The 17,684-nt window shown below is 72.6% G+C and carries 18 protein-coding genes; 12 read left to right on the top strand and 6 right to left on the bottom strand.

What is annotated here, in order from left to right:
* Nucleotides 1-40 precede the first annotated feature (40 nt).
* Nucleotides 41-928 carry a glutamate ABC transporter substrate-binding protein gene (locus ACFQE5_RS11945; RefSeq protein ID WP_379584934.1) on the bottom strand — a complete coding sequence of 296 codons (888 nt, stop codon included), beginning with the start codon at nucleotides 926-928 and terminating at the stop codon, nucleotides 41-43.
* A gap of 28 nt (nucleotides 929-956) precedes the next feature.
* A complete protein-coding gene (locus ACFQE5_RS11940) occupies nucleotides 957-1,685 on the bottom strand; it encodes an amino acid ABC transporter ATP-binding protein (protein WP_379585067.1) in 729 nt (242 codons plus the stop codon).
* A gap of 134 nt (nucleotides 1,686-1,819) precedes the next feature.
* Here ACFQE5_RS11940 and ACFQE5_RS11935 point away from each other — a divergent pair, with 134 nt between their 5' ends.
* Entirely contained in the window at nucleotides 1,820-2,518 is a 699-nt protein-coding gene (locus ACFQE5_RS11935) for a response regulator transcription factor (protein WP_379584933.1), read from the top strand.
* A 6-nt stretch (nucleotides 2,519-2,524) separates the two neighbouring features.
* Nucleotides 2,525-3,949, top strand: a complete 1,425-nt coding sequence (locus ACFQE5_RS11930; RefSeq protein WP_379584932.1) for a sensor histidine kinase — start codon at nucleotides 2,525-2,527, stop codon at nucleotides 3,947-3,949.
* On the opposite strand, the gene ACFQE5_RS11925 is transcribed toward ACFQE5_RS11930, so the two are convergent.
* On the bottom strand, nucleotides 3,925-4,902 hold the full coding sequence (locus tag ACFQE5_RS11925) for a TAXI family TRAP transporter solute-binding subunit (RefSeq protein WP_379584931.1): 978 nt from the start codon (nucleotides 4,900-4,902) through the stop codon (nucleotides 3,925-3,927). The genes ACFQE5_RS11930 and ACFQE5_RS11925 overlap by 25 nt on opposite strands.
* Nucleotides 4,903-4,985: 83 nt before the next feature.
* Between ACFQE5_RS11925 and miaB the strand changes: the two genes are divergently transcribed.
* Nucleotides 4,986-6,476: a tRNA (N6-isopentenyl adenosine(37)-C2)-methylthiotransferase MiaB gene (gene miaB / locus ACFQE5_RS11920; protein ID WP_379584930.1), complete on the top strand. Its 1,491-nt coding sequence runs from the start codon at nucleotides 4,986-4,988 to the stop codon at nucleotides 6,474-6,476.
* Entirely contained in the window at nucleotides 6,473-6,940 is a 468-nt protein-coding gene (locus ACFQE5_RS11915; protein ID WP_379584929.1) for an Rv2732c family membrane protein, read from the top strand. Before miaB ends, ACFQE5_RS11915 begins: the two co-directional genes overlap by 4 nt.
* 37 nt (nucleotides 6,941-6,977) lie before the next feature.
* On the opposite strand, the gene ACFQE5_RS11910 is transcribed toward ACFQE5_RS11915, so the two are convergent.
* On the bottom strand, nucleotides 6,978-8,561 hold the full coding sequence (locus ACFQE5_RS11910; RefSeq protein WP_379584928.1) for a DUF349 domain-containing protein: 1,584 nt from the start codon (nucleotides 8,559-8,561) through the stop codon (nucleotides 6,978-6,980).
* Nucleotides 8,562-8,807: 246 nt separating this feature from the next.
* Here ACFQE5_RS11910 and ACFQE5_RS11905 point away from each other — a divergent pair, with 246 nt between their 5' ends.
* From ACFQE5_RS11905 to ACFQE5_RS11885, 5 genes are all read left to right on the top strand, one after another.
* Entirely contained in the window at nucleotides 8,808-9,527 is a 720-nt protein-coding gene (locus ACFQE5_RS11905; protein ID WP_379584927.1) for a hypothetical protein, read from the top strand.
* Complete coding sequence (miaA, locus tag ACFQE5_RS11900; protein WP_379584926.1) at nucleotides 9,524-10,465, top strand: tRNA (adenosine(37)-N6)-dimethylallyltransferase MiaA; 942 nt, start codon at nucleotides 9,524-9,526, stop codon at nucleotides 10,463-10,465. Before ACFQE5_RS11905 ends, miaA begins: the two co-directional genes overlap by 4 nt.
* Nucleotides 10,466-10,483: 18 nt before the next feature.
* Complete coding sequence (dapF, locus tag ACFQE5_RS11895) at nucleotides 10,484-11,356, top strand: diaminopimelate epimerase (protein WP_379585066.1); 873 nt, start codon at nucleotides 10,484-10,486, stop codon at nucleotides 11,354-11,356.
* Between the two features lie 86 nt (nucleotides 11,357-11,442).
* Complete coding sequence (hflX, locus tag ACFQE5_RS11890) at nucleotides 11,443-12,906, top strand: GTPase HflX (RefSeq protein WP_379584925.1); 1,464 nt, start codon at nucleotides 11,443-11,445, stop codon at nucleotides 12,904-12,906.
* A gap of 56 nt (nucleotides 12,907-12,962) precedes the next feature.
* On the top strand, nucleotides 12,963-14,021 hold the full coding sequence (locus ACFQE5_RS11885; RefSeq protein WP_379584924.1) for a hypothetical protein: 1,059 nt from the start codon (nucleotides 12,963-12,965) through the stop codon (nucleotides 14,019-14,021).
* A gap of 19 nt (nucleotides 14,022-14,040) precedes the next feature.
* On the opposite strand, the gene lexA is transcribed toward ACFQE5_RS11885, so the two are convergent.
* Nucleotides 14,041-14,781 carry a transcriptional repressor LexA gene (gene lexA, locus ACFQE5_RS11880; RefSeq protein WP_379584923.1) on the bottom strand — a complete coding sequence of 247 codons (741 nt, stop codon included), beginning with the start codon at nucleotides 14,779-14,781 and terminating at the stop codon, nucleotides 14,041-14,043.
* Between the two features lie 224 nt (nucleotides 14,782-15,005).
* Here lexA and ACFQE5_RS11875 point away from each other — a divergent pair, with 224 nt between their 5' ends.
* Nucleotides 15,006-15,404: a hypothetical protein gene (locus ACFQE5_RS11875; protein ID WP_379584922.1), complete on the top strand. Its 399-nt coding sequence runs from the start codon at nucleotides 15,006-15,008 to the stop codon at nucleotides 15,402-15,404.
* A 115-nt stretch (nucleotides 15,405-15,519) separates the two neighbouring features.
* On the opposite strand, the gene ACFQE5_RS11870 is transcribed toward ACFQE5_RS11875, so the two are convergent.
* A complete protein-coding gene (locus ACFQE5_RS11870) occupies nucleotides 15,520-16,476 on the bottom strand; it encodes a hydrogen peroxide-inducible genes activator (RefSeq protein WP_379584921.1) in 957 nt (318 codons plus the stop codon).
* A gap of 187 nt (nucleotides 16,477-16,663) precedes the next feature.
* On the opposite strand from ACFQE5_RS11870, the gene ACFQE5_RS11865 reads away from it, so the two are divergent.
* Entirely contained in the window at nucleotides 16,664-17,218 is a 555-nt protein-coding gene (locus ACFQE5_RS11865) for a peroxiredoxin (protein WP_379584920.1), read from the top strand.
* A 1-nt stretch (nucleotide 17,219) separates the two neighbouring features.
* A partial coding sequence (locus ACFQE5_RS11860) for a carboxymuconolactone decarboxylase family protein (protein WP_379584919.1) occupies nucleotides 17,220-17,684 on the top strand: 465 nt, incomplete at its 3' end.

Here is a 17,684-nt window from a genome sequence, read left to right as displayed (position 1 = left end):
GGGGTGGGTCGCACCCGTGCGACCCACCCCGTCACAGACATCAGTACCGCTGCAGCGCAGGCGGGCTCGCCGGCGAGCCGGACTTGCCGAGCGTGTTGTCGTAGATCGTCTGCCACGTCCCGTCGTCGTAGGCCGCCTGCAGAATGTCGTTGATCTTGCCGCGCAGCGCGGCGTCGTCCTTGTTCAGGCCGATGCCGTACGGCTCCTGCGAGAAGGTCTCGCCGACGACCTTGAGCTGGTCGGGCTGTTGCGAGGCGTAGCCCTTGAGGATCGCGTCATCGGTGGTCACGACGTCCACCTGCTTGTTGAGCAGCTGGTCCACGCATTGGGTGTAGGTCTGGAACTCGACGATGTTGCCCGGCTCGGTCAGACCCTGGTCGCGGACTCGCTGGATCGGCGTCGAGCCGGTGACCGAGCAGACCTTCTTGCCCATCAGCGTCTGCGGGCCGGTGATGTCGCTCTCGTCCTTGCGCACCAGCAAGCCCTGGCCCGCGACGAAGTACGGGCCCGCGAACGAGACCCGCTCCTTGCGCTTGTCATTGATCGTGTAGGTGCCGACGTAGTAGTCGACCTCACCGCGGGAGATCGCGTCCTCGCGTGCCGCCGACGGGACGGTCTTGAAGTCGATCTTGTCGACGCCGTAGCCGAGCTGTGCGGCGACGAGCCGGGCGATGTCGATGTCGAAGCCGGAGTACTGGCCGGTGGTGGCGTCCTTGAAGCCCAGACCCGGCTGGTCATCCTTCACGCCGATCACGACGCGGCCACGCTGGGTCATCGTGTCGAAGGTGGGCGAGCCTGCGACCTGCACGTTCGCCGCGACCGGCTGGCTCACCGGCGAGCCGGCACTGCTCGGGCTGCCCTCCTTGCCGCATGCGGTGAGCGCCAGCGCGCCGACCAACAGCCCGGCCGCCAGGGTGCGCAACTTCATGAACGTTCTCCGTTCCGTCGAACCGTGATCAGTGCGTGAGGATCTTGCCGAGGAAGTCCTTGGCGCGATCGGAGGTGGGGCTGGAGAAGAACGCGTCCGGGGTGGAGTCCTCGACGATCTCGCCATCGGCCATGAAGACGACGCGGTGCGCGGCGCGGCGGGCGAAGCCCATCTCGTGGGTGACCACGAGCATGGTCATGCCGTCCGCGGCCAGCGCGGTCATCACGTCGAGGACCTCCTGGACCATCTCCGGGTCCAACGCCGAGGTGGGCTCATCGAACAGCATCACCTTGGGCCGCATGGCCAGCGCCCTGGCGATCGCGGCGCGCTGCTGCTGCCCGCCGGAGAGCTGGGCCGGGTACTTGTCGCACTGGTTGGCGATCCCAACGCGTTCGAGCAGTTGCATCGCGCGCTGCTCGGCCTCGGCCTTGCCGACCTTGCGGACCTTGATCGGGGCGAGCGTGACGTTCTCCAGAATCGTCTTGTGCGCGAAGAGGTTGAAGCTCTGGAACACCATGCCCACGTCGGCGCGCAGACGGGCCAGCTCTCTGCCCTCCGCGGGCAGCGCCCGCCCGTCGACCTCGATCACGCCGTTGTCCACCGGCTCGAGCCGGTTGATCGTGCGGCACAGCGTCGACTTGCCCGACCCCGACGGCCCGAGCACGACGACCACCTGGCCGGCCGCGACCTCGAGGTTGATGTTGCGCAGGACGTGCAGCTCGCCGAAGTGCTTGTCGACGCCGATCATGCGCACCATGGGCGTCGTCTCAGTCATCGAAGGTCCTCCCGAGCATGGCGGGACGGTAGGGCGGTGGGCCTGCGGAGTCCACCACCTTGGGGAACGTTTAGGGTCTCAGCCTCATAACACTCGTGGCGTCGGGAAGGTTGGGCGTGCACATCCTGCTCGTCGAGGACGATGACCGCGTCGCGGCCGCGCTGCGCCCCGCGCTGCACCGGCACGGCATGACGACGACCCGGCTGGCTCGCGGACGGGGGGCGGCCGAGCAGCTGCGGGGGGTCGACGTCGTGCTGCTGGACCTCGGCCTGCCCGACGTCGACGGCCTCGACGTCTGCCGGGCGATCCGCGCGGTGAGCGAAGTCCCGATCATCGTGGTGTCGGCCCGCGGCGAGGTCGACGACCGCATCCTCGGCCTGCACTCGGGAGCCGACGACTACCTGGTCAAGCCCTATGACATCGGTGAGCTGGTGGCCAGGATCCACGCGGTCTACCGGCGCCGCGGCGGGACCGGGGGCGCGCCCGGGTCCGGCGCCGCAGGCACCGTCGTCATCGACGGGGTGCACGTCGACCTCGACCGGCACACCGTGACCGTCGACGGTCGCGACGTCGCGCTGACCCGCAAGGAGTTCCAGGTGCTCGCGCTGCTGGCGAGCGTGAACGGCGCCGTGTGCCCGCGCAGCCGGATCGTCGCCGAGGTCTGGGGGCGCAGCTGGCCGGGAGCCAACCGAACCCTCGACGTCCACGTCGCCACGCTGCGGACCAAGCTCGGCCGGACCGACCTGGTGCAGACCGTGCGGGGGATCGGCTATCGGCTGGACCGGCCCGGGCCCCGTTCCCCGGACCGGGGGTAACGCGCGATGCGGGCCCGGCTGCTGGTGATCATGTTGGTGCTGGTCGGCCTGCTCGCCGTCGGGCTCGGCGGGCCACTCGCCCTGGCCGACGCCCGAGGAGCGCAACACGTGATGTTCACCGACCGGCTCACCGACACGATCTTCTTCGCCTCCATCGCGCAGCGACCCATCACCGAGGCGAACGCGACGGGTCTGGCCGCCGAGCTGGCCCGCTACGACGAGGTCTACGGGGTCACGGTGGCCGTGCTCGACCGCGAGCAACGGATCGTCGCCGCGTCCAGGGTCCAACCGATCGTCCTCGACGAGGCCGGGAAGGAGCGGCTTCGCCTCGCGCTGGCCAACCGCCGCTCCGAGCCCTACCCGTTCATCCTGCCGTGGGACGATCGGCCGCTGGTGCTCGCCGAACCGGTACTCGTCGATGGCGAGGTGCGTGGCGCGGCGCTCACGATCTCACCCACCGGCGCGTTGCGGGCCCAGGAGCTGCGGGTGTGGTCCGTGGTGGCGGGGGCGATCCTGCTGGCGCTGGTCCTCGGGGTGCTGGTGGCGCTCCCGCTGGTGCGCTGGATCCTGCGCCCCGTGCACCGGCTCGACGAGGGCACCGACCGGATCGCCGACGCGGTGCTGGCCGGGGCGGAGGCCGAACCGGTCGCCACGGGCAGCGGCCCGCCCGAGCTGCGCAGGCTGTCGGCCTCCTTCGACCGGATGGCCGGGATCGTCACGCAGGCGCTGGCCGCCCAACGGGCTTTCGTCGCCGACGCCAGCCACCAGCTGCGCAACCCACTGACCGCGCTGCGCCTGCGGCTGTCCAATCTCGATGGTCATGTCGCCGCCGCGGCGGCCGAGGACCACGCTGCCGCGCTCGAGGAGGCCGAGCGGCTGTCCGCCATGCTCGACGGGCTGCTCGCGCTGGCCAGGGCCGAGCGCGTGTCGGCGACCCAGCCGGTCGAGCTCGACCCGAGCATCGAGGACCGGATCGACGCGTGGCGCCCGCTGGCCGAACACATCGGGCTGAAACTGACCCGCTGCGGGATGCGTGGGCTGCGGGCGCGGGTGACCCCCGGCGGGATCGAGACCCTGCTCGACGCGCTGCTGGACAACGCCATGAAGTTCACCCCGGCCGGTGGGGTGATCACGATCGGGGTTCGGAAGGTGCCCGGCGGTGTCGATCTCGTGGTCCGCGACACCGGTCCCGGGATCGCGCCCGAGGAGCTCGACCGGGCCACCGACCGGTTCTGGCGCGGTCCCGGGCAGAGCGACGTCGAGGGATCCGGACTCGGGTTGGCCATCGCGGCGCGCACCGCGCAGGTCTCGGGTGGGATGCTGCGCCTTGAGCTGCCGCCCGGCGGCGGGCTGCGGGTGGTCGCCCGGCTGCTGGATCCGGCGTCGCCGCCCGCGGACCCGCGGGATCAGAAGGACTTTGTCGAGCGGTAGAACCGCTGCGCTCCGCGATGCAGCGCAACGGGCTGGGTGCCGATCGCCGCCCGCGCATCGATCGTCAGCGCCGCGGGGCTCGCTGCGCGCAGGCGCGGCTGCTCGGCGAACAGGGCGCCGGTCAGCGCCTCGGCCAGGTCCGCGCGCATCGAGGCCGGGACGAGCAGGAAGTTGCGCACCAGCAGGGTGCTCACCGGTTCCGGGATGCCGTAGCTCGACGCGGGCACGGTGCCCGCCGAGTAGACGGGGTAGGCGGCCCGGACCAGCCCCCGCACATCGCCGAGGTCGAGCAGCCGGATGGGGACGGTGGCGGCGAGATCGCTCACGCCGCGGGTGGGCAGCCCCCCGGACCAGAAGAAGGCGTCGATCGTGTCCGACCGCATGGCCTCGACCGATTCGTTGATCCCGAACCGGATGGGCTGCACGTCACGCTCGGGGTTCAGGCCGGCGGTGGCGAGCAACCGGCGCGCGATCGGCTCGACACCCGAGTCCTTGGCCCCGATCGAGACGCGGGCCCCGCGCAGGTCCGCCAGCCGATGGAACCGGGAGTCGGCGCGCACCACCACGTGGACGACATCGTCGTAGATCCGGGCGAGCGCCCGCGGTGCTCGCGGGTCGTCGGCGGCGGTCTCGCTCAGCAGGTCCGCGATCGTGTCGACCTGGCTGAACGCGATGTCGGCGCTCCCGGAAGCCAGCAGCGTCAGGTTCTGCACCGACCCCGCGGTCGGGAGGACCTGCGGACGCGCCGCCAGCCGAAGCTGGTCCTGCCAGATGTCGGCCAGGGCCCCGCCGAGGGTGTAGTAGACGCCCTGGGTGCCTCCGGTCGCGATGGCGATGCGTACGTCGCGGAACGGCGAGGCACAACCCGACAGCACCGGCGCCAGCACGGCGGCCGCCCCCGAGGCGCCCAGCAGGCGCAGCAGTTGCCGCCTGCTGAGCTCTGCTCGCGCCACCGCGGCCTCCTTGCGGCAGTTGGGCGCCCAAGGGTGGCCGGGCGGTGCGCCAGGGACTGGCCGGGCAGCTTACCCTCTGATTCGTGACCCGCAGCTATTCCATCCGCACCTACGGATGCCAGATGAACGTCCACGACTCCGAGCGGATGGCGGGCCTGCTCGAGGCGGCAGGCTATGCGAAGGCCGCGGAGGGCGGCTCGGCGGACGTCGTCGTGTTCAACACCTGCGCGGTCCGCGAGAACGCCGACAACAAGCTCTACGGAAACCTCGGCCGGCTGCGACCCGAGAAGCTCGCCCGGCCGGACATGCAGATCGCCGTTGGTGGCTGCCTCGCCCAGAAGGACCGTGAGACGATCGTCGCGAAGGCCCCGTGGGTCGACGTCGTCTTCGGCACCCACAACGTGCACGCGCTGCCGACCCTGCTGGAGCGGGCGCGCCACAACAGGCAGGCCGCGGTGGAGATCCTCGATGCGCTCGAGGTGTTTCCCTCGACCCTGCCGGCGCGCCGCGAGTCGGCCTATGCCGGCTGGGTGTCGATCTCGGTGGGCTGCAACAACACCTGCACGTTCTGTATCGTGCCCTCGCTGCGGGGCAGGGAACGCGACCGACGACCCGCAGACGTCCTGGCCGAGGTGGCGGCACTCGCCGCCGACGGCGTGCTCGAGGTGACCCTGCTGGGTCAGAACGTGAACTCCTACGGCGCCGAGTTCGGCGACCGTGGCGCGTTCGCCAAGCTGTTGCGCGCCTGCGGCGAGATCGACGGCCTGGAACGGGTGCGGTTCACCTCCCCGCACCCGCGCGACTTCACCGCCGACGTCATCGCCGCCATGGCCGAGACGCCGAACGTGTGCCCGCAGCTGCACATGCCGCTGCAGTCCGGCTCGGACCGGGTGCTGCGGGCGATGCGCCGGTCCTACCGCTCGGCGCGGTTCCTGGCGATCCTCGACGAGGTGCGGGCCGCGATCCCGGACGCCGCGATCAGCACCGACATCATCGTCGGGTTCCCGGGGGAGACCGAGGAGGACTTCCAGGCCACCCTCGACGTCGTCGCGCAGGCCCGGTTCGCCCAGGCCTTCACCTTCCAGTACTCCCCGCGCCCGGGCACGCCGGCCGCCGCGCTGCCCGACCAGTTGCCCAAGGCCGTCGTCCAGGAGCGCTACGACCGGCTCGTCACGCTGCAGGAGCAGATCTCCTGGGAGCAGAACCGAGCCATGGTCGGGCGTGAGGTCGAGGTGCTGGTCTCCATCGGGGAGGGCCGCAAGGACGCCCAGACGCGGCGGATGAGCGGGCGTGCTCGCGACGGCAGACTGGTGCATTTCGCTCCCGGCGACGTGCCCGTGCGACCCGGCGACGTGGTGACCGTGCGGATCGGATACGGGGCGCCGCACCACCTCGTCGCCGACGCAGGGCCGATCACCCATCGGCCGACCCGCGCCGGCGATGCGCAGGAGTCCGGGAGCCGTCCGCGCGGTACGCCGACGGCGCTGGGGCTGCCGGGTCTCGGAGCGCCGGCCGCGACACCGCTGGACAGCACCTGCCCGGCGGTGCCGGCCGGGGGAGGAGGTACGCGATGACCGGGTCGTTCGACGATCTGAGCCGGCTGGACGAGGAGTTGCGCGACGTCGAGCGGCGCGTGCGGCACCGTATCGATCCCGGCGCGGCGGGGCTGGTCACCTCCGTCGCTGTGCTCGTGCTGATCGGGGCCTTCCTGCTGCCGTGGGTCGGGTCCGTGGCCGGGTGGGAGGTCCTCGCGGGGGCGCCGTCGCTGGGGAGCCTGCCCCGGCTGTTCACGTTCACGGCCCTGGGATTCGGGGTGTTCGGCTCCGCGCTCGCGCTGTCCACCCGGTTGTGGGCGTTGGCCTGGGTCTGCGCCGTGGGCTGCGGGATCTCGGTGGTCACCGGGGTGTGGGCGATCTGGTCCCGCCAGGTCACGATCCCCGAGGGCGGGACCGGCCCCGGTATCGGGCTGATCCTGGCCACGCTCGCGGTGGTGGTGCTGGCCGGGTCGTGGTCCCGGATCGCGCTGGCGCGGCGCTGAACCACGACGCGGCCCACTCGGTCGTGAAGCCGCGGCGTCAGCGCTTCTGGACGGCCTGCTCCGCGGTGGCGAGCCATTCGCGCCACTGCTCGGCCTGCCGTTGAGCCTGCTCGGCGCGACGGGCGTCGCCGGCCGCGCGGGCCTTTGCGGCCTGGGTCTCGAACTGCGTCACCCGCTCGCGGAACTGCTCGACCCTGGCCTCGGCCTCGGGGTCGGTGCGCCGCCAGTGCTGGTCGGCGGCCTCGCGGACCTTCTCCTCGACGGCGCGCAGCCGGGCCTCCAGCGGACGGATGTCCTCCCGCGGGACCTTGCCGATCGCCTCCCAACGCTCCTGGATGGTGCGCAGCGCGGCTCTGGCGGCGTCGGGATCCGAGACGTCGATCTTCTCGGCCTCGATGAGCAGGGCCCGTTTCGCTTCGGCGTTGGCGTGGAACTCGGCGTCGCGTTCGGCGTAGATGGCCGCGCGGCGGGCGAAGAAGGCGTCCTGCGCGCCGCGGAACCGGTGCCACAGCGCGTCGTCGGCGTCCTTCTGCGCGCGTCCGGCAGCCTTCCACTCCGTCATCAGGTCGCGATAGCGCGCCGCGGTCGAACCCCAGTCGATGGATTCGACGAGCGCCTCGGCCTCGGCGACGAGTTCCTCCTTGCGGGCCTTTGCGGTGGCCCGCTGCCGGTCGAGGTCGGCGAAATGCGATCCGCGCCGCCGGTTGAAGGACTCGCGGGCCCGGGAGAACCGTTTCCACAGGGACTCATCGGTCTTGCGGTCGATGCCCTTGATCGTGCGCCACTCGTCGAGGATCGACTTGAGCCGGTCTCCGGCGTGCTTCCACTGGGTCGACTCGGCCGCGATCCGTTCGGCCTCGGCGACGAGTTCCTCCTTGCGCGCGACGGCGGCGGCGCGCTGTGCGTCGCGGGCCGATCGGGCGGCGCCCACGGACTGCTCGGCGAACGTGACCAGCTCGTCGATGCGGGTGCGCAGCGCGGCCACGTCCCCGATCACCGCTGCCTCGTCCAGGTGCTGGCGTAGGGTCTTTGCGCTGCTCAGAGAGTGCTTCGGGTCGGCGCCCGCGGTGATCCGGGCGGCCAGCAGCTCGGCCTCGGTGAGCAGGTCGTCGAAGCGGCGGGCGAAGAGTGCGAGCCCCTCCTGCGGGGTACCGGCCTTCCAGGACCCGACCACCCGCTCGCCCTCCGCGGTGACCAGGTAGATCGTGCCCTCGGTGTCGATGCGGCCCCAGCGGCCCGGGTCGCTGCCGGCGTGGGGGACCGGGGTCGGCGGGGGTGGGGTGAGGGCAGGCGCCGGCTCGGGGGCGGGCTGCCGGGGCGGGACCGGCGTCTGGCGTGGATCGGGAGACGCCGGATCCGCGGCGGCCGGACCCGGCCGGGGGGCGGGACCGCGCCCGCGCTGCGGGCCGGGAATCGGCGGGCGGGGCGTGCTGTGCCCCGGCTCGCCCGACCCCGCCTCCGGCCGGTGATCGGCGGGGTTGTCGCTGCCGGCCGGTTCGGGGTCCGCGGCCGGTGGGCGGGGGCCCGCCGGGTCCGGAACGCCCCGATGCTCCGCGACGTCCGCGGCCACGCTGCTGGCCCGTCGTTCATCCGTTCCGCTGGTCGCGTGATGCTCCGACACCGTGTCCTCCCTCGTCCAGCCCAACCACGGGGTTGGGCGCTCCGCCCTGCGGCGGAGCCGTGCACACGCCGAACCGGTCCCGTGAGACCGGGGCGTTAGGGATTCAAACAGCTCCCGGCACGGACCGAAACCATCGGACGCGAGGAGCTGGGGCCAACGGCCGACCTCGCTCGACGAGTTGCGCCGTACCGACGCCGTTTCCGACGCCCGTGTGCGTCGCCGATCGTCGACATTAGGCTGATTCTCGTGTTCTCCGCGGTCGGTGTGCTGCCTCAGCCGCCGTTGCTGGTCCCCGAGCTGGCGACGGGGGTGGTTCACGAGACCGCCGAGCTGCGCGCCGCGTGCGACACCGTCGCCGCGCGCCTGGCCGCCGCCGCACCCGAGTGGGTCGCCGTGGGCGCCGACGCGGGTGGCCGCCGGTCCGTGTCCCCGGGCGCCGCGGGCAGTTTCATCGGGTTCGGGGTCGAGGTGCGGGTCGCGCTGGACACCGCTGCCCCGGCGGGGCCCGCCGATCCGGATCTCCCGTTGCCGCTGCTCATCGCCGGCTGGGTGGCCGCACGGACCGGCGCACCGGTGCGCATCCGTGGCGAGCTCGTGGCGCCGGACGCCGACGTGGACGACTGTGCGGCACTCGGGGCGGCCCTCGCCGCGGCGGCCGACACCGGGCCCGTCGGGCTGCTGGTCGTCGGTGACGGGGCCACGACCCACAGCGAGAAGGCCCCCGGGTACGTCGACGAGCGTGCCGCGGGCTTCGACGCCGCGGTCGCCGAGGCGATGGCCGCGGCCGACGCCGGCGCCCTGCTGCGGCTCGATCCCGGGCTGGCCGCCGGGCTGGGGGCGATCGGCCGGGCACCGTGGCAGGTGCTGGCGGGCGCGACGCGCCGCGCCGCGTGGCGCGGCGAGTTGCTGTACTCCTCGGCCCCGTTCGGCGTGGCGTACCACGTCGCGATGTGGACGCCGGCGTGAGCGATCCGGAACCGGCGGCGCCGCGGCTGGTGGCGGTGGTCGGGCCGACGGCGACGGGAAAATCCGACCTCGGCCTCGCTCTCGCGACCCGGCTGGGTGGCGAGGTCGTCAACGCCGACGCCCTGCAGCTGTACCGCGGGATGGACATCGGCACCGCCAAGCTCACCCCCGCCCAGCGGCAGGGGATCCCGCACCATCTGCTCGATGTCCTCGACGTCACCGAGACCGCGTCGGTCGCGGCCTACCAGCGTGCGGCCCGGGCCGTCGTCGCGCGGCTGCGCGCGGCCGGCCGCACCCCGGTGCTGGTCGGCGGGTCGGGGCTCTATGTGCAGGCGGTGCTCGACGAGTTGGAGTTCCCCGGCACCGATCCGGCGCTGCGCGCCGACCTGGAGGCCGAGCTGGCCGCGCGGGGCCCCGCGGCGCTGCATGCCCGGCTGACCGCACTCGACCCGGCGGCCGCGGCGGCCGTGCTGCCGAGCAACGGACGGCGCATCGTCCGGGCGCTGGAGGTCATCGCGTTGACCGGACGCCCCTTCCCGGCCCGGCTGCCGGCCCTGCGCGCCCCACGCTACGACGCGGTGTTGATCGGCATCGACCGCCCGTCCGGGCCGCTCGACGAGCTGATCGCGCTGCGGGTGGACCGGATGTTCGCGGCCGGCCTGGTCGAGGAGACCGTCAGGCTCGCGCAGCGCGGGCTGCGGGAGGGGCGGACGGCGTCGCGGGCCCTGGGCTACCAGCAGGTGCTCGCCCATCTCGACGGCGACGGGGACATGACGGCCGCCGCCGCGGAGACGACGCAGGCCACCCGGCGGTTCGTCCGGCGGCAGCGGTCGTGGTTTCGCCGTGACCGGCGCATTCACTGGCTCGACGCCCAGGAACCCGACCTGCTCGAACGCGCCCTGTCGATCGTGCGCGGCGCCGAGGCCGTGCGGTCGTAGGCTGGCGGCGTGCGCAGTGTGGAGCCTGGAATCCGGTTCGCCAAGGGGCATGGGACCGAGAACGACTTCGTGCTGCTTCCCGACCCGGACGGGACACTCGACCTCACCGCCGAGCGGGTCGCTGCGCTGTGCGACCGGCGCCGCGGGCTGGGTGCCGACGGCGTGCTGCGGGTGATCCGGTGGACGGCGCTGGAGGCCGAGGATGCCTCCGTCGGTGACCCACGGCCGGGCGTGGAGTGGTTCATGGACTACCGCAACGCCGACGGCACCGTGGCCGAGATGTGCGGCAACGGGGTGCGGGTCTATGCCCGTTATCTGGCCCACCGCGGCTGGTTGCCCGACGGTCCCGCCGCCGAGCTGCGGCTGGGCACCCGGGGCGGGGTGCGCACGGTTCGCTTCGTCGACGGGGACGGGCTCGGGGGCGAGGTCGCGGTCGGGATGGGCCCGGGGTGGATCGGGCCCGCCACCACGGCCACGGTCAACGGCCACGCGTTCCCCGGCATCGCCGTCGACGTCGGCAACCCGCATCTGGCCTGCGTCACCGAGGTCGCCCTGGACTCGCTGGACCTCACCGTCCCACCGGGCCACGACCCGGCGCTGTTCCCGCACGGCGTCAACGTCGAGTTCGTGACGCCGCTGCGGGACGGGACGGTCATGATGCGGGTGCACGAACGCGGTGTCGGGGAGACCCGCTCGTGCGGCACCGGCACGGTGGCCGCGGTGCTGGCGGCGCTGCGGCAGGCCGGTGCGGACACCGGCACGGTCGGGGTGGGCACCCGGGGTGGACGGTTGCGGGTCACGGTCGGGGCGGACGGCACCATCCTGCAGGGCCCTGCCGTGCTGGTCGGGGAGGGCGAGCTCGAGCGGTCCTGGTGGGATGCGCTCTGCTGAACGCGGCCGCGACGCCGCCGGGGAACAGGTCGTCCGAGAAACACATCGGACAGCAACGGCGTTGTCGTGGGAGCATGTATCACACGATGACTGAATCCCCACTGGATCTGGACGCCCGCACTCCGGCAGCCGTCGGCGAGGAGGTCCCCTCCGCCGGCGACCTGGACCTCGAAGAGCGTTCCTCCCTGCGGCGCGTCGCCGGGCTGTCCACCGAACTCACCGACGTCACCGAGGTCGAGTACCGGCAGCTCCGGTTGGAGCGGGTGGTGCTGGTCGGCGTCTGGACCTCCGGGAGTGCCGAGCAGGCCGATGCCTCGCTCGTCGAGCTCGCTCGACTGGCCGAGACCGCGGGCTCCCAGGTGCTCGATGGCCTCGTCCAACGGCGTAGCCGCCCGGACCCGGCGACCTTCATCGGCTCCGGCAAGGTCGACGAGCTGAGCGCCGCCGTGCACGCCGCACAGGCGGACACCGTGATCGCCGACGGCGAACTCTCGCCCGGCCAGCTGCGTCAGCTCGAGGATCGCCTCAAGGTCAAGGTGATCGACCGGACCGCGCTGATCCTCGACATCTTCGCTCAGCACGCGCGTTCCCGCGACGGCAAGGCACAGGTCGAGCTCGCCCAGCTGTCGTATCTGCTGCCGCGACTGCGCGGCTGGGGTGAGGCGCTGTCCCGGCAGGTCGGCGGCCGCGCTGCCGGCGGCGTCGGCATCGGTGGCCGCGGCCCCGGTGAGACCAAGATCGAGCTCGACCGGCGGCGGATTCGGCACCGAATGTCCAAGCTGCGCCGCGAGATCGCCGCGATGCGCACCGTCCGCGACACCCAGCGTGGCAACCGCAGGCGCAACGAGGTGCCCGGCGTCGCGATCGTCGGCTACACCAACGCCGGGAAGTCCAGCCTGCTCAATGCGCTGACCGACGCCGGGGTGCTGGTCGAGGACGCGCTCTTCGCGACCCTGGATCCGACCACCCGCAAGACCGCGACCCCCGACGGGCGAACCTACACACTCACCGACACGGTCGGATTCGTGCGGCACCTGCCGCACCAGCTCGTCGAGGCGTTCCGCTCGACCCTGGAGGAGACGGCACAGGCCGATCTGCTCATTCACGTCGTGGACGCGTCCGACCCGCTGCCGGAGGAGCAGATCCGGGCCGTCCGGGAGGTCCTCGTCGAGGTCGGGGAGCAGCACGGCGCGATGCCACCGGAGCTGCTGGTGGTCAACAAGACCGACGTGGCGGGGGACCTGCAGCTTGCCCGGCTGCGTCATCTGCTGCCCGACGCCGTGTTCGTCTCCGCGCGCCGCGGTGACGGGATCGACGTGCTGCGCCGGCGCATCGCGGAGCTGCTGCCGCGGCCCGAGGTCGACGTGGAGCTGTTGCTGCCGTACACGGAGGGCTCGCTGGCGGCGCGGGTGCACGCGGAGGGCGAGGTGCTCGCCGCCGACCACACCGCCGAGGGCACCCGGCTGCGCGCCCGCGTCGGCGCGGAGCTCGCGAACGCGGTGCAGCCCTTCGCCGTGGCCGGGCGCAACGGCGCCACAACGGGGCACTGACCGCGCCCGTTCGGCGCGGGTTCGCGGGCATCGTGCGCGTCGCCACGGCACGCCGGATGGGCGTCGTCCTGGGGTGTGTCGGCCTCGTCGGCACGGTGGCCGGGCTGACCGGCGGCGTCGCGGCCGCCCAGCTCGCGGACCCGGAACCGCCCCAGGCCCGCTGCACGATGACCGACCGGCGGCTCACCGAGCTGTCCGGGCTGGCGGTCGACGGCGGCGGGGTCTGGGCGATGGCCGATGGCGGGCGGCGCGTCGAGGTGTACCGGCTCGACCTGGACGACTGCTCGATAGCACATACCCGCACGGCGGCCATCGATCCCTTCGACGCCGAGGACCTCGCCCGGGGCCCCGACGGGACACTGTGGGTGGCCGACACCGGTGACAACGAGCGGCGTCGCGAGACCGTCGCGCTCATCGTGCTGCCGCCGAACGGCGCGCCGCGGCTGCACCGGCTCTTCTACCCCGACGGACCGCACGACGCGGAGGCGCTGGTCGTCGCCGCCGACGGGATCCCGCTCATCATCACGAAGGAGGCGGTGGGAGCAGCGGGGATCTACCGGCCGGCGGGCCCGCTCGCCGAGCCCGGTCCGACCCCGCTGCTCCGGGTCGGCGAGGTCGTGCTGCCGAGGTCGGACACCGTCGGCGGACCGCTCGGTGAGATCGGAGCACGGCTGGTCACCGGAGCCGCGCTCAGCGCCGACGGACGGGTCGTCGGCCTGCGGACCTATACCGATGCCTGGCTCTACTCGGTCACCGGAGACACCGCCGCCGATCTCGTGGCCGCCCTGCGCACCCACCCCGTCCGGGTTCCGCTGGCCGATGAACCGCAGGGCGAGGCGATCGCCTTCGATCTCGACGGCCGACTGCTGTCGGGTTCGGAGTCGCGCGGTGCCGCGCGCGGCGAGATCCGCGTCGTAGCCGGCGCGGCCTCGCTCGTCACGTCGGCTACGGCGCGGTCCGGGCCGGTGGAGCCCCACGAGACGCCAGCGGCAGGTGTACCGGACGACGCCGGCTCGGTGTGGTCCCCCGCCGCGACGGGCGTCGTCGTCACGGCCGCACTGCTCGTCCTCGCGATCGCGGGGATGATGGTCCACGGAGCGCGGCGGCGGTCCTGACCCGAGTGCCGGCGCGGGGTCAGAGCCTGCGCAGGACGGCGACCACCCGGCCGAGAATGGTCGCCTGGTCGCCGGGAATGGGGTCGTACGCCGGGTTGGCGGGCATCAGCCAGACCCGACCGTCACGACGCTTGAACGTCTTGACCGTCGCCTCCCCGTCGATCATCGCCGCGACGATCTCGCCCTGCTCGGCCACGGGCTGCTGGCGGACGACCACGAGGTCGCCGTCGGTGATGGCCGCCTCGATCATCGAGTCGCCGCGCACGTTGAGCACGAACAGCGTGCCCTCGCCGACGATCTCGCGGGGCAGCGGGAAGACGCCTTCCACCGCCTGCTCGGCCAGGATCGGCCCACCGGCGGCGATGTTGCCCAGCAGCGGCACGTAGGCGGGCCTGGGGTCGGTGGAGCGGGCATCATCGGCGCCGGCGGCCCCGGCGAGCGCGTCGTCGCCGGACGTCTCGTCCGGTCCGCGCACGTCGACGGCACGGGTGCGGTTCGGGTCGCGACGCAGGTAGCCCTTGCGTTCCAGGGTGCGCAGTTGGTGGTGCACGGACGACGTCGAGGTCAGCCCGACGGCGTCGCCGATCTCGCGGACGCTGGGCGGGTAGCCGAACCGCTCCACCCAGTCGCGGATCACCTCGAGCACCTTCCGTTGCCGCGGGGTCAGCCCGGCCGGATCGTTCGGGGGATCGGGGAAGGTCCGCACCCGCCCGGGCCCCCGGTCAGCGTCGGCGCCGGTACCGGACTTGTCCCGTGCCATCTGGTCGGCCTCCTCCATCGTTCGTCGACATCCTCGTCCGCGGCGGTCCGCCGAACCGCCACGGTTCTCGAACACGGTAGTCCCGATCCGGCAATCTGCCAAACGCATGTTCGAAGAATGCGTCGCGCGGCTCTCGACAATCGCGGTCCCTGCTGATAGACATTCGCACAGGCATTCGATCGAACGTATGTGCGAATCCTGGTGATGGGGGACGGAGGATCACCATGGGGCTCAGAACGGCGAACGATCCGATCGGGCACAGCGACCGTGCCGCAGACCGTGTTGCGGTGCGGGATCTCGGCACGCGGCGGTCGCCGACCCGAGGGCCGCGGCCGCTTCGGCCCGGGGCCCCGCGCAGCGCCAGGCGGCCGGCGGCGCTGCGGCGGGCGCGGGGGGTCGGGTCCGGCGGGCGCACGCCACGGCCCACCGGAGTGCTGTCCCGCCGGGGCGACGCCGGTCGCGACCGGCTGCGCGGCGCGCTTGCGGCGGTGGCCCTGATCCTCGTCTCGGCCGCCGTGGTCACCGCGATGGGCCTGCTGGCCGAGGCGGTGTCCGCTTCGGTCGTCACGTCCGGGCCGGGCGCCGGCACCGTATCGGACGGCCGGGGGTCGACGTGGCCGTGACCGCAGCCGACTCTCCTACCGGCCGTGCCGACATCTCACCGACGCCGAGCCGGTCGAGGGTGCGCGAGGGGTGGTCGCGCACCGTCGGGTCGGCCCGTGTCGCGGCCGGCCGCGGCTATCGCGCCGACCCCGGCTCGGGGTCCGGGCGGACCAGCTGCACCGGGAGCCGGTGCACCCGCGCCGCACGCCGCAGCGCTGCGGCGATCGCGGCATGTTCGTCGCCGCGCTCGTCGCCGCGCCGGTAGACCAGGCTGATCCGCCGCCCCGGGGCGGGCCGGGCGAACCGTGCGATGGCGAGACCGCTCCGGGCGCGTTCCAGCGCCAGGGCCGACTCCGGCAGCACGGTGACCCCCAGGCCGGCGGCGGTGAGCTGCGCCATGGTGGTCAGGCTGGCCACCTGGTCGACCATCCGCGGCTTCACCCCGGCCTCGGTGCAGATGTCGAGGGTCTGCTCACGCAGACAGTGCCCCTCGGTGAGCAGCAGGACGTCGAGCTCACGCAGCACGCTGGGGTGCAGCTCGGTCGCGTCCGCCAGCGGGTGGTCCGGGGGAACGACGATCACGAAGTCCTCCTCGAAGAGCGCCTCCTCGACGAGGCCTGGCGCACGGGTGGCCAGCAGCGCCACGTCGCAGTGGCCCTCGGTCACGGCCTCGACCAGCTGGGCGGTGCGCTCCTCGACGATCGTGATCTGCAATCGCGGATACCTCTGGCGTAGCTCCCGCATCGCGGCGGGTAGCAGGTACGGCGCGACGGTCGGGATCGCGCCGACCCGCAGTCGGCCGGTGAACGGCTGGCGATCCGGCCGCGCCTGTTCGACCAGGTCCTCGATCGCCGCCAGCGCACGCAGCGCCGAGGGCAGCAGCCGCTCGCCCCGGTCGGTCAGTGCGACGTTGCGTGTGGTGCGATCCACAAGCCGTCCGCCGAGCGCTTTCTCGCAACCGGCCAGTGCCGCGGACAGCGTCGACTGACTGATTCCGAGCTCCGCCGCAGCCGACCTGAAGTGCAGAAACTCGGCGACCGCGCGGAAGGCGCTCAGCTGGGCGGCAGTCGGGAGGGGGCCTGTGATCGACATAGTCGATCACAGTATGGACGCGGGTCGATTTCTCTCCGGAGGCGGTATCGGTGAGCATGCGCTCAGCACTCGCCGTGTAGACCGCGCCACCGCTGTCCGGTCCGGTGTGGTGCATCGGGACCAACGGAGGCCTCATCCGGCAGATCCGTGGTCTGTCCCTCTGTGTTCGAGTGTGGGAGGAAAATTCGTGCTGACGGTCGGCGACACGTTTCCTGAGTTCGCCCTCAACGCCTGCGTCGCCCTGGATCCGGCCACGGCGTTCGACACGGTCACCCGCGGGTCGTACCCGGGCAAGTGGCTCGTGGTGTTCTCCTGGCCCAAGGACTTCACCTTCATCTGTCCGACCGAGATCGCCGCATTCGGCAGGCTCAACGACGAGTTCGCGGACCGCGACGCCCAGGTGTTGGGCTTCTCGGTGGACAACGAGTTCGTCCACCACGCCTGGCGGCGCAACCATCCGGACCTGCGCGAGCTGCCCTTTCCGATGATGTCGGACCTGAACCGAGAGCTGTCCACGGCGCTGGGCGTGCTCGACGCGGACGGGGTCGCGCAGCGGGCGACGTTCATCGTCGACCCGAACAACGAGATCCAGTTCGCGATGGTGACGGCGGGATCGGTGGGCCGCAACGTCGACGAGGTGCTGCGGGTCCTCGACGCCCTGCAGACCGACGAGCTGTGCCCGTGCAACTGGACCAAGGGCGAGAGCACCCTGGACGTCAACTCGCTGCTGGTCGAGGCCTGAGATGTCACTGGACGCGCTGCGTCAGGCGCTGCCGGCGTACGCCAAGGACACCAAGCTCAACCTCGGGTCGGTCATCGCCAACTCGACGCTGCCCGCGCAGCGGCTGTGGGGAACGGTGTTGGCCTGCGCCGTGGCCACCCGCAACCCGCAGGTGCTGCGCGAACTGGAGGCCGAGGCGCGCGAGCACCTCGACGACGCGGCGGCCACCGCGGCCAAGGCGGCCGCGTCGATCATGGCGATGAACAACGTCTATTACCGGGCCACGCACCTGATCGGCGACGCGGAGTACGGCAACCTGCCGGCCCGGCTTCGCATGCAGGTGATCGGCAACCCGGGTGTGGACAAGCAGGACTTCGAGTTCTGGTCGTTGGCGGTCAGCGCGATCGGTGGCTGCGGGGTCTGCCTCGAGTCCCATGAGAAGGTCCTGCGGGACGCCGGTGAGTCTCGAGAGTCCATCCACGAGGCG

The organism is Pseudonocardia hispaniensis, from assembly GCF_042658695.1.
In the GTDB taxonomy this organism is placed as follows: Bacteria; Actinomycetota; Actinomycetes; order Mycobacteriales; family Pseudonocardiaceae; genus Pseudonocardia; species Pseudonocardia hispaniensis.
This window is presented reverse-complemented; position numbering and strand designations above follow the sequence as displayed.